We start from the raw sequence: 12337 nt of genomic DNA, 5'->3' as shown, positions 1-12337 counted from the left end.
GCGTTACCCCTTCACCGAGCCGGCTGTCAGGCCGCGCGTCATGAACTTCTCCAGCCCGAGGAACAGCACCATGATCGGCACGGTGGCGATCACCGCGCCGGCCATCAGGTGCTGGCGCGGCACTTCGGAGGAGTTGAGCATCGCCACGCCGCGGGTCAGCGTGAACTTGGACGGATCGTCCAGCAACATGAAGGCCAGCAGGAACTCGTTCCAGGCGATCATGAAGACATAGAGAGACACCGAGGCGAGCGCCGGGAGCGACAGCGGCATGGTGATCTTCCAGATCACCTGCAGGCGCGAGAGCCCGTCCATCAGGCCTGCCTCCTCGACTTCTGCCGGAAGACCGCGGAAATAGCCCTGGAGCATGTAGAGCGCGACCGGGATGGTGGTGACCGGATAGATCAGGACGAGGCCGAAGAGCGTGTTCCGGAGGCCGGTCATCGAATAGACGATGTAGATCGGCAGGACGACGACGATCATCGGCACCATGTAGATCAGCAGGATCGAGCGCGAGAAGGCCGCGCGGCCCCTGAAGCGCAGTCGCGCCACCGCATAGGCTCCGGGGACCGAGAAGAGCAGCGTGATGAACACGGTGAGCACCGAGACGAAGAACGATGTCCAGAGATAGGTGCCGAAGTGGAAATCGCGGAAAAGCTCCGCGTAGCTGCGGAAGAGGCCCCAGCCCTGGGAAAGATCGATGGTGAAATCGAGCGGGTTGCCGAGCAGCGCCTGCTGGGATTTCAGCGAGGTCATCACCATCACGTAGAAGGGAATGATGACAATCGCGGTGAAGAAGACATAACCGAAGCCTGTGAGAAAACCGATCACCACTTCCTCGAATTCGTGCCGAGTCATCTCGCCCGCCGGATGACCGCCGAGCATGGAGGCAAGCGGCAATCCGACGCCGATGCCGAGCAGGAGCGATGCGATCAGGATGGACAGGATCGACACGCCCTCGCCAACCAGGACGGCGCCGGCTCCGATCAGCGTCAGCACGAAGGACGCGACGGCCGCTGCAGCGGCGAGGAGCCAGCGATTCGGCAGGCGCAGGGCGCCGTAGCCGATGCCCGCCCCGATCAGCACCGAGCCCGCGAGACCGGGCCGGAAGGCCGCGCCGGTGGCAAAGGACATCGCGACGGCAACCGTCGTGGCGATGACCAGGAGCCAGAGCAGGCCGATTACCGGCGCGATCACGGCGCCCTTGCGGATGGTATGCATGTCAGAGCCCCTCCTCGCGGCTGATGAAGCGGAAGAAGAAGACGGAGAAGACCAACAGGCAGAGGAACACCACCACCGCCACCGCCGCACCGGCGCCGATATTGGCAACCGCGAAGGCCTGTTCGTAGACATTGACGGTGAGCGTCCGCGTGCCGGCATTGCCACCTGTCAGCAGGAAGATGTCGTCGAACTTGTTGAAGGTCCAGATGAAGCGTAACAGGAACAGGATCGACAGGATCCCCAGCAGCATCGGCAGGCTGAGATACCAGAACTTCTGGAACGGGCTTGCGCCGTCCATGTCGGCCGCCTCGTACATGTCGCCATCGATCGCCTGAAGCCGGGCGAGGATGAAGAGGAAACTGAGCGGGAAATAGCGCCAGATCTCGAAGACGATCACCATGATCAGCGCCAGCGGCCGCTGGCCGAAGAAGTTGATCCCGCCCTCGGTCACGCCCATGCGCTGCAAGAGCTCGTTGATCGAACCCGAGGTCGGATCGAACAGAGTGACCCAGGTAAAGGCCACGGCGATGACCGGGGCGACATAGGGAAAGAGATAGAGCCCGCGCAGGACACCCTGGCCTCGGAAATCCTGGTTCAGCAGCATTGCCGCGAAGAGCCCGACGACCAGGGCGCCTATGGTGCCGAAGATCGTGTAGGTCAGCGTGACGCCAAAGACGAACCAGAACTCGGAGCCGTCGAAGATCCGGGCGAAATTCTCCATCGTGAAGGTGGCGTTGGTGAGCACGTTCGTAGCGGTGCCGGTCACCACCGGTTCGCTCTCCTCCGGGTCGCCTCCCCAATCGAAAAACGCCTGACCAAATTCGACATCGATGCGGAAGCGGTCATTGTATTTCGGGTCGATATCGCCGAAATCGCAGAAGAACTCGGTGCCGGTCAGTGAACAGGCCTCGGGCAGATCGCCGGTGACGGTGACGCCCGGCGGCCAGATATCGCTGAGCGTGACGCCGCGGATCTCCTCCTCCTGGCTGGAATTGCGCAACCGGTATTCGATCGTCGCGGCGTCGCCCGGCGCCTCGGGGGAGCCGCGCAGCTGCTCGCGCACCACCGGTATCGGCGGGCGCAGGTCTGCAAGGCCGATGGGTTTGAACGAGATCCAGAAGATCGCCATCAGCGGCAGGAGGATCACCATCGCGACGCTGAAAAGCGTGGGAGCCAGGAGGGACCAGGCCAGACGCGCCTCGCGCCTGGCGAGAGGACCCGTCCCCTTGGGCGGTACTGCGGTTGCCATTGTCATCTCCGCTGTTCGCCGGCATGCGGCGCCGGCCGGTGCGGCAGGAAAGGGCCCCGGTTGGGCGCCGGGGCCTCGGAGATCACTGGATCTTGGCCAGTTCGTCGTTCATCGCGGCGACGGTGGCAGCGGCATCCGCCCGCCCGTCGATATAGTCCCGCACGAGCCGGTTGATGGCCTGGCTGTTGATCATCTTGGACGCAAGCGCAAGCTGGCCTTCCTTCACGCCCCACCGCTGGGCCGCGTCGAGCCCGGAGACGATCTCGTCGATCATTTCGGGCGCATAGAGATCGGAGAGCGGCGCCTTACGGTCGACGCCGACGTCGAGCTTCGACCACGCATCGGCGAACTTGCTCGGATCGTCAGCGGTGCCCTTGCGCACCGGGAACTTGCCCTCGGGCGCGATGGCCAGCGTGTCCATATATCCCTCGTCCATCGAGAACTTGACGAACTCGACGGCCGAGTCGGTATCCGCATCCGCGGTGATCCCGAAGAGGTTGGTCGACGACCATGCGGCGCCGTCGGGATTGGACGGACCGGCGAAATTGGTGACGATCCCGGTCAGCGAGGCGAGTTCGCCCGAGGTCGGGTCATCGTTGATCGTCGGCGGCGCGTCGTCGCGCAGACCGGCCAGCTCGTCGAGGATGAAGGGCGACCAGATGATCATCGCCGCCTTGCCGTCGAAATAGAGCTCGCGGGACTGCTTCCAGTAGAGCTCGCCGGCCGGCGAGGCCTCGGCGATGGCCTTGTAGAAGTCGAGAACCTCTGTGGTCTTGGCCTCGTCAAGCGGCGCGAATCCGTTCTCGTCCACAGGCGAGACACCATTGGCGAGGAAGACATGCTCCAGCACCTGGCTCATGAAAGCCTCGTCCACCTTGGTGGCGGCGACGAAGCCATACATCTCCGGCGGGTTGTGCAGCGCCTCTACGGCGGCGAGCACGTTGGCATAGGTGTTCGGCGGCTCGAGTCCGGCCTCGTCGAACTTGTCCTTGCGGTAGACGATCATCTGGGTCCAGCCATCAGAAGGCACGCTGGCCCAGCCATCCTCCGTCCTGGCCATGTCGAGCGTGCCCGACGCGAAGGTGCCCGGATCGAGCGCCTCGATCACCTCGGTCGCCGCATAGGGGTCCAGGATCCCCGCCTCGACCCATGGCAGCGCATAGGAGAGCGGATGATAGATCACGTCGGGCAGGTCTCCGGCGGCAAAGGCAGCCGTGGCGCGCGTCCCGAGATCGGACTCGGTGACCGGGATTACCTCAACCTCGATGCCGGTCTCTTCCATGAAGGTCTTGGCCATCGCCTCCTGCCGCGCGAGGCGTTCGGGCTGTTCCTCAGTGGTCCAGAAACGAATCGAATCGGCATTTGCAGCAAGACCCGACAGCAGAAGCGCGAGTGCGGTTCCGGCAAGCAATCCGGGGTGACGAGACATATCTTCCCTCCCAATCGTGTCGTTTTTTGACGTCTACTGGTCGTTAGCAAACGCCTTCAAATCGTTTTGGGCAACAGGAAATCCTCGATCTGCCCGGTATTTCGGCAGTTCCGCGGGGTCAATCGCAATGTCGGAAATCAGCACTGGCGCAGCGTCAGTGTCAGGGGGAGGCCATCCCGCCACTGGCCCTGAGACGGGTCACGAGGTCGACCAGTTCGACCACCGACCGGACCTCGAGCTTCTCCAGGATGCGAGCACGGTGATGGTCGACTGTGCGCGGGCTGATGCCGAGGAAATTGCCGATCTCCTTGCTGGAGACCTCCGCCGGGTTGGCGAGCATCCGCGCGACGATCTCCTCCTCGCGCGCGGTCAGCCGATCGAATCGTGCCTTGATCCCGCGCCGCAACTCTCGCGCGGCACGCCTGGTTTCGGCGAGCTCCAGGGCGGTCTCGATCCGCTCCACGAGAACCGACTGACGGAACGGCTTCTCGAGGAAATCCACGGCACCGCCCCGCATCGCCTGCACCGATTCCGGCACCCCGCCATGGCCGGTGATGAAGACCAGCGCGAGCGGGCTGTCCTGCGCGTTGAGCAGCGCCTGTAAATCCAGGCCGGTCATTTCCGGCATGCCGTGATCGAGGACGAGGCAGGCCGCCTGCTCGCCGTCATAGGCGGCAAGGAAGGCTTCCGCCGAATCGTAGGCGATCACCTCGAAGCCGCGCTGACCAAGCGCCCGGGTCAGCGATGTGCGTATGTCCTGGTCATCGTCGACGACGAAGACCACCGGCATGCTATCAGTCATACAGGCCCACTCGTTCCACCCTCCCGACCGGCGCAACGGTATACTGTCTAAAAGGGCAGCACCATCGCAAGCTGCTGATTTCCCATAATTTCGTTTTGGGGGTGCCACCAATGTCATCGTCAAACCTAAAGATCGCATGAATTTTCGTCAAATTGGCCTATTTTGGCCGGCGCGAGACGTGCCTGGGATCATGCCCCAGAGGCGGTCAGCGTGAAGTGAAAACAGGCGCCGTGCGGCTCGACCGGCTCGTGCCAGAGCCGGCCGCCATTGGCCTCGACGATCGACTGGCAGATGGACAGCCCCAGCCCCATGCCGCCCGGCTTGGTGGTCTCGTATTGCGAGAAAAGTGTGATTCCGGGATCGACCCCCGGTCCTGTATCAATCACCGAGACGAGGACCGTGCCGTCCTCCCGACGCGCCCGGACCATCACCCGCCGCTCGGCGCGTATGGCCTCTCCCACAGATTCGATCGCGTTGCGCAGCAGGTTGACCAGCACCTGGGCGACCTGGATCCGGTTGGCGACAACCATCGGCAGGTCATCAAGTTCGCTGTCGATGCTGGCCCCGACAGCCCGCGCCTCGGCGGTGACCAGCCGTTTGGTCTGTTCGACCAGTTCCGCAAGGTCGAACTCGCTGCGTCCGCCGTCGTCGCGGCGGATGAAACTGCGCAGCGCCTTGATGATCTCGCCGGCCCGCAGCGACTGCGCAGCGATCTCGTCGAGGATCTCCCGCACCTCCGTGCTCTCGCCGGCCATCTGGTCGAGCGCATAGAGCGCGCTGTCGGCATTCTGGGCAATGGCCGTCAGTGGCTGGTTCAGTTCATGCGCGAGCCCCGCGGCCATCTGGCCCATCGTGTTGTCACGCGACAGGTTCGAGAGGTCCTTGCTCAGCTCGGCGATCTGCTCCTCTGTCTTCTTGGCCTGGGTGATGTCGTCGAGGGTCAGCACCACATGCAGCGGTTTGCCCTTCTGGTTGAAGATCATGATCGCGTTGACCGATGTCCAGATCACCTCGCCGCTGCTGCGCCGGCACCGCATCTCGTGGTTGATCTCGCGCGGAATGTCGCCATGCGTGCCGTCGAAAAGCATGGCCGGAGCGGCGTCGGGATGGGCGAGGTCCGAAAAGGTCATGCTTTTCAGCGCTTCTTCCGAATAGCCGGTGATCGAGCAGAACTTGTCGTTTACCCGCAGGAAACGCCCGCTGTCGGCGTCGATCTGCGCCATGCCGCGCGATGAGAGCGCGAAGGTCCGGCCGTACTCCAGTTCAGTGTCGCGCCGCGCCGCGATTTGCTGCATCAGCGTCTCGTTGGCGTTTTCCAGCTCCTGGTAGGTCTTGGGCAGCGGTTCGGACGGGTCAAGCTCGCCCTGCGAGATCAGCGCGGAGCGCACGGCGAAGGCGCGCACGGGCTTGTAGATGTAATTCGCCAGCACCAGGCCGAAGATCCCGGTGACTGCCGCCACCAACGCGGCGATCCAGATGTTCGTGCGCCGGTTCTGCTTGATCACCTGCGTGAAATCGCTCTCCGGAGCATAGGCGGCGATGGTCCAGGGCAGCTTGGCGCTTATCGGCGGCATGACCACCGAGACATAGGTCTCTCCCTCATAGGCGAACTGCCAGAGCGTCTCCTCCTCGACCGGCATCACCTGCATCTCCGAAAACTGCCGGAAGGCCGCCCGGGCGATCGGGTCCGGGAAATTCTGGATGTCGACGAACCGCAGCGTGCCGTCCTGATCCTTTGTCTTCAGAAGCGACTTGTCGGGATGAGCGATGACGTCGCCGTTCTCGTGGATAATGAGCGCCTTGCCGGTGCTGCCAATCCGGAGGCGCGCGAGAAAGTCCGAGATGTCGCTAATCTCGATATCGACGCCGACGATGCCACGCACGCCTCCGGCCCCATCCCTGACCGGTGAGGCAAGTGTGATACCGGGCTGCTGCGAGGAGAAGAAGATGTAGGGATCGGTCCAGATCGTCGTCATCTGGTCGCGGGCGCGGATATACCAGGGGCGGGTCCGTGGGTCGTAGACGTCTTCGGGGTCCATCCGGCGCTCGACCACCGAGAAGTCGTTGTTTCGCCAGATCAGCTCGGTGGTCCGCTGGTCGCCGTCGATCCGGATGATCTTGGTACGGAACGGGCCCGGCCCGTCCGACCGCATAACGTAGACGAAGCCGCCATCCTCGCTGCCGTGGAACACGCCGGCGAATTGCGGCGCGAGCTGGAGCTGCTGGAACAGGAGCTGTTCGAGCAGTTCAGGAACGTCGCTGGCGATGACCCTGTCCTGCGCCAGTCGGGCCGACAGCTCCGCGGCGCCGCGAGCGGGGCCGAGAAAGCCGCGGGAATGCTCGATCGTGTTGGTGCCGACATCGCTCAGCAGGTCACGCGCATGGTCCAGGAGGGCGCGCTCCGAAGTAACGTAAGAGGAGAAAACCACCGCCAGCACGGCAAGGAACTGCAACCCGGCAAGGCCGATCGCAAGCAATGCCCCGAGGGAATTCCGCATGCCGTCTCCTTTCGCCGCCGGGCAATTGCCGCCACGCCAACCCTCCCTGCATTCCATAATCGGCCGATCCGGGCAACTGCTCCGCGCAGGCGCCGGCATAGGCAATACTACGCAGGCAAACACACCAATTTCGCACCCTACACGGCTATGCGATGCTGATCTTGTCCTGGGGGGCGTGGCGAAGTCCCGACGTCGCGTTTCTGGACCATACGTGTTTCGAAAAGGCTTTTTCGTGGCGTGAGTGAGTGGAGCGCTAATACAGTAAATTTTTAAAAGGTATCGGCACCGGAGATCCCCCTCCGGTGCCGTTTTCTATTTGCGCTGCGGAATCGCTGGTAACACCTGCCCTTGCGTCCCCTGCAGAGCACTCTCAGCGCTTGCCGTATGGGAACTTCGGTCTACCATTCCAACGCAAGTTGGCTTGGCCTTGCGCCGACCGACAGGTTGAACAATCAACAGGAGACATCATGCGCCTTGCAACATCTCTTCTCGCCGCCGCAGTCGCCGCATCCACAGCGCATGCGGAAGACGTTCCCTACACGATCGACGGCGAGGCCTTCACCGGATACTGGGCCGAGGCCGCGTCCCCGAAAGGCCTGGTCCTGATCATCCATGACTGGGACGGCATGACCGACTACGAGCGCCAGCGCGCCGACATGCTGGCGGAGATGGGTTACAATGCCTTCGCCCTCGACATGTTCGGCAACGCGACGCCGACCGAAACGATGGACCACCGCATCGCCGCGACCGGCGCCCTTTACAAGGACCGGGACCGCATGCGGGCGTTAATCGCGGCCGGCGTCGAACAGGCACACGCGCTGTCCGACGTCGACGCCATGGTGGTCGCGGGCTATTGCTTCGGCGGTGCGGTGGCGCTGGAGATGGCACGGAGCGACATGGCGGAAACCGCCACGGGATTCGCAACCTTCCACGGCGGCCTGACGACGCCGGAGGGTCAGACATGGACCGGCGACGAGCCGCCGCTCCTCGTCCTGCACGGCGGCGCCGACACGGCCGTCAAGATGGAGGATGTCGCCGCGCTCGTCGGCGAACTGGAGACCGCCGGCAATTCCTATGAACTGGAAATCTATTCCGGTGCCCCGCATGCCTTCACGGTCTTCGGCTCCAACAGCTACCGCGAGGCCGCAGACATTGCGAGCTGGGACGCCTTCTCGACCTTCCTCGGCGCGCGTCTTGACGGATAAACGACAGCCGGCCGGTCCGCGCCTCCGATGGGCGCCTCCTCCGGACAAAAATGCGAGGCACTCACCGAGCGCCTCGCGTCTTGAGGTTTGAACGGCAGGATCGTTCCGCGCCCCCGGAGGGCGCGGAAGACGCTGTGCCTCAGTCGCTGGCTTTCAGCATGGCTTCTTCGAGCTTCTTCTTGTCGGCCTCCGTGAGCTGTGGCCGGTCGACCTTGATGGTCAGCTTGTCGAGCTTCGCCGTCAGCGGGAACGGCGGTTTGTAATCGGCGTCGTTGACGCCGGTCAGCGTGTCGGACCCGATATCGAAGCTCTCGTCCCATTGCAGGATGATCGGGATGGTCTTGTCCATCTTCTTGGTATCGACGACCGTGCCGTCCACCTTCAGCGTGCCCGTGCCCGACCGGCCGAGACCGCTCATGTTGTTGTAGGCGAGCGTGCCGAGACCGAGCCCGTCATAGGCGAAATCGAACTCCAGCGTGTGCTTGCCGGGCGCGAGCGCTTCCTTGCCTTCCCACTTGATCCGCTCCAGGTCGACAAGGTTCCACAGGAACACCGGCTTGCCCTCGAGCAGGTAGAAGCCGTAGCCGGCGAAGCGCCCGCCGGAGGTCAGGATCATGCCCTCTGCGCCGCCCGCCGGGACGTCGATTTCGGCCGTGATCGTGTATGACGTGTCGAGGATGCCCGGCGAGTCGCCCTGTGGCAGACCGACCATCGGCCGGACATACACGAACTCGTCGCGGCCCGCGGTGATGTTCGGCCGCGGCGCGATCACACGTTGGCCGACCGAGGCGTCGAGCGGGAAGACCTGATACTTTGTGGCCTCCATCACGAAGCGCTCGCGCAGCTTCTGAACCATTTCCGGATGATCCGCCGAGACATCCGTGGTCTGGGTCGGGTCGTCCTTCAGGTTGTAGAGCTGGAACACCTGGTTGTTCAGCGGATCGAGGTTTGGCGCGCTGAACGCTTCCCAGGGCGCGCGGTTGACCTTGGTGCTGAGGAACCAGTCATCGTGCCAGAGCGCCCACTGACCCATCATCTCGAAATACTGGGTGTCGCGCGGCGCGGGCTTGTCAGCGTTCTCCTTGTCAAAGAGATAGGCGAAGCTCTTGCCGTCCATCGGCGCCTGGGTGATGCCGTCGACGCTTTGCGGCGCCGGGATGCCGGAGACGTCCAGGATCGTCGGCACGAGGTCGATCACGTGCAGGAACTGGTCGCGCTTGCCACCCTTGTCGGTGATCTTCTTCGGCCAGGTCACGACCATGTTCTGCCGGATGCCGCCGAGCTGCGACGCGTTCTGCTTGAACCACGGGAACGGCGTATCGAAGGCCCAGGACCATCCGGCCGACATATGGTTGTAGGTTTCCTCGGTGCCCCAGACATCGTACCATTTCATCTGATCTTTGACCGGGATCATGTTGATCCCGTTGAAATAGGCTACCTCGTTCGGGGTGCCGAGGAGACCGCCCTCGGCGCTCGTGCCGTTGTCGCCGTTGATATAGATGATCAGGGTGTCGTCATATTCGCCGATATCCTTGAGGAACTGAACGACCCGGCCGACCTCGTGATCGGAATAGGCCGAGTAGGCCGCAAAGACCTCCACCTGCCGGATAAACAGCTTCTTGGGGTCGTCGTCGAGATCGTCCCACGCCTTGATGTAGTCGGTCGGCCAGGGCGTGATCTTGGTGTCCTCGGGGAACAGCCCCAGTTTCTTCTGGTTGGCAAAGATCGTTTCCTGCAGCTTGTTCCAGCCGTCGTCGAACAGATGCATATCGTGGATCTTGTCCACCCACTCCTTCGTCGGATGGTGCGGCGCATGCGTCGCGCCCGGCGCATATTGGATGAAGAAGGGCTTGGACGGATCGATCTGGTGCATCCGGCTGATCCAGTCGATGGCGTCGTCGGCCATCGCCGTCACAAGGTTCCACTCGGGCTTGCCGTCGAAGGGATATATCTGCGTCGTGTTGCGGAACAGGTTCGGCTGCCACTGGTTTGCGTCGCCGCCGACAAACCCGTAGAAATACTCGAAGCCCATGCCGGTGGGCCACTGGTCGAATGGCCCGGCCTGGCTGGCGTCGAAGGCCGGCACGTTATGATCCTTGCCGAACCAGGCGGTGTTGTAGCCGTTGTCGAGCAGGATCCGCCCGACGGTCGCCTTGTCCTCGGAGATGATGCTGTTGTAGCCCGGATAGCCGGTGGATTGCTCCGAGATGACGCCAAAGCCCACATTGTGGTGGTTGCGGCCGGTGATCATCGCCGCCCGCGTGGGCGAGCAGAGCGACGTCGAATGCATCGAGGTGAAGCTGATCCCTTCCTCGGCCAGAGCGTCCATCGTGGGCCAGGGAATGACGCCGCCGAAAGTGCTGGGGATGCCCCAGCCGGAATCGTCGATGAGGATCAAAAGGACGTTCGGAGCATCTTCGGGCGGCACCACGCGCGGCGGCCACCATGTCTGCGAATTGACAGCGTCCGTGGCGATCTCGCCGCCGAACGGAAGGGGCGGTGGCGGCAATTGCTTGCCGTCGAGCGTGATGGTCGCATCGGGCGCGCCAGTCGGCGACTGCGCAAGGCCCGGACCTGTCGCCTGAAGGACGAACAGGCAGCCAGCGCCGATTGCCGCAAACACGGATTTTGGCATCATCGTGACATTTCTCCATGAATTCATAAACTTACCGGCGCAACACAAGAAAATGCAAGGCTGGTCGATCTCTCGACTGCTCGCATCCGGCCCAAGCTTGTCTTGCCACAGCCTCCCTTCCTGACAAAGAAGATCTTCGATCGACGGCCCCACGATTTGACTTGCGGGGCCATGGCATGGGATGCTCGCCACGTATTCACAATGTCCTATGCCCTTCCTCTCATACGTGCGGCCGTAATCGCTCCGATTCGTCGATGGTTGTCGGAAGACGGCCGGGACCCGGGGCCGTTTCTGGCGCAAGCTGACCTTGCCTGGGTGCCGGACAACGACCCGTTCATGCTTATTCCGCTTCGGAATGCTGTTCGCCTTCTGGTCGCGATCGCGCGGTCTGAAGGGCCGGACGTCCCCTTTCGGATCGTCGGTCGTCACAGCGCCAGCGAGCTGGGACTGGTCAGCGCGGCGGCCCTGCGCGGCCCGACCCTGCGCGAAGGGCTCCTGCGGGTTCCGCGGGTGATGCCGCAGCACAGCACGCACGAGCTGTTCCGGGTGACCGAAGACGAGGCCGGGCTCTGGATCAGCGACGGCTGGGCGATCAAGTTCGGCGAGGAGGAGTCCCTTCACCTCACCCAGCAATACGTTACCGCCCTGGTCGGCGCGGTCTGCAGCGCGGCCGGCGGGGCCGGGCCTGCCCTGTCCCATGTCGCCATTCGGCCGCATCCCGAGGCCGGGCTGACGCATCTGAACCACTGGCTCGGCGACCGCGTCAGTGCGAGCGTCGACCGGACTCTGTTGATCCACGTGGACACCGCCTTCGCCGCAAGGGTCTTTCCGGCATCGATCCGCACAGCGGCAGCGGCGCAAGGTACGGTGTCCTGGCCGCAGCTGGACGGGGACAGGTCGCTCACAGACGACATCGCCGTTCTGGTGGCGAGCATCCTGCCGCACCGGCGGCCCACGCTCGACCAAATCGCAGCAGCGGTCGGGACGAGTTCGCGGAGCCTGAAGCGGCAGCTTCAGGCCGAAGGAAGCAGCTTTTCCGGCATCCTTGAGCGCACCCGTGCCGAAATCAGCCTGCAGAAGCTCAGCAGCGCCAATCCACCGACGTTGAAAGACCTCGCAACGGAGCTTGGATATTCGGACCAGGCAACGCTCACCCGGGCCGTTCGGCGCTGGACCGGACAGACGCCGAGCGGTCTAAAGGCTCGGCCCTGAGCTGTCGCAACTGGTACAGGAAATTGTCTGCCGCTTAAGCATCGACCGACGGGGTCTTCTTGCCAATGCGGGAGTCGCGAAGCGGATCC

At 63.4% G+C, this 12337-nt stretch carries 8 protein-coding genes; 2 read left to right on the top strand and 6 right to left on the bottom strand.

Annotation, left to right across the window (positions count from 1 at the left end; genetic code table 11):
* Window positions 1–3: 3 nt before the first annotated feature.
* The 5 genes from EU800_RS09585 to EU800_RS09565 form a co-directional block, all read right to left on the bottom strand.
* Entirely contained in the window at window positions 4–1218 is a 1215-nt protein-coding gene (locus EU800_RS09585; protein ID WP_129631025.1) for a carbohydrate ABC transporter permease, read from the bottom strand.
* Window position 1219: 1 nt separating this feature from the next.
* Complete coding sequence (locus tag EU800_RS09580; RefSeq protein WP_129631020.1) at window positions 1220–2467, bottom strand: carbohydrate ABC transporter permease; 1248 nt, start codon at window positions 2465–2467, stop codon at window positions 1220–1222.
* Window positions 2468–2549: 82 nt separating this feature from the next.
* On the bottom strand, window positions 2550–3896 hold the full coding sequence (locus EU800_RS09575; protein WP_129631017.1) for an ABC transporter substrate-binding protein: 1347 nt from the start codon (window positions 3894–3896) through the stop codon (window positions 2550–2552).
* A 160-nt stretch (window positions 3897–4056) separates the two neighbouring features.
* A complete protein-coding gene (locus EU800_RS09570; RefSeq protein ID WP_129631014.1) occupies window positions 4057–4698 on the bottom strand; it encodes a response regulator transcription factor in 642 nt (213 codons plus the stop codon).
* A gap of 188 nt (window positions 4699–4886) precedes the next feature.
* Window positions 4887–7196, bottom strand: a complete 2310-nt coding sequence (locus EU800_RS09565; RefSeq protein WP_129631011.1) for a cache domain-containing protein — start codon at window positions 7194–7196, stop codon at window positions 4887–4889.
* A gap of 467 nt (window positions 7197–7663) precedes the next feature.
* On the opposite strand from EU800_RS09565, the gene EU800_RS09560 reads away from it, so the two are divergent.
* Window positions 7664–8401, top strand: coding sequence for a dienelactone hydrolase family protein (locus EU800_RS09560; protein ID WP_129631008.1), 738 nt, complete (start codon window positions 7664–7666; stop codon window positions 8399–8401).
* A gap of 139 nt (window positions 8402–8540) precedes the next feature.
* Here the strand turns inward: EU800_RS09560 and EU800_RS09555 are convergent, their stop codons facing one another.
* Window positions 8541–11039: an arylsulfatase gene (locus EU800_RS09555; protein WP_129631005.1), complete on the bottom strand. Its 2499-nt coding sequence runs from the start codon at window positions 11037–11039 to the stop codon at window positions 8541–8543.
* Between the two features lie 168 nt (window positions 11040–11207).
* Between EU800_RS09555 and EU800_RS09550 the strand changes: the two genes are divergently transcribed.
* Window positions 11208–12248 carry an AraC family transcriptional regulator gene (locus tag EU800_RS09550; protein ID WP_129631002.1) on the top strand — a complete coding sequence of 347 codons (1041 nt, stop codon included), beginning with the start codon at window positions 11208–11210 and terminating at the stop codon, window positions 12246–12248.
* Window positions 12249–12337 lie beyond the last annotated feature (89 nt).

The organism is Tropicimonas sp. IMCC6043 (assembly GCF_004146235.1).
Taxonomy (GTDB): domain Bacteria; phylum Pseudomonadota; class Alphaproteobacteria; order Rhodobacterales; family Rhodobacteraceae; genus Tropicimonas.
This window is presented reverse-complemented; position numbering and strand designations above follow the sequence as displayed.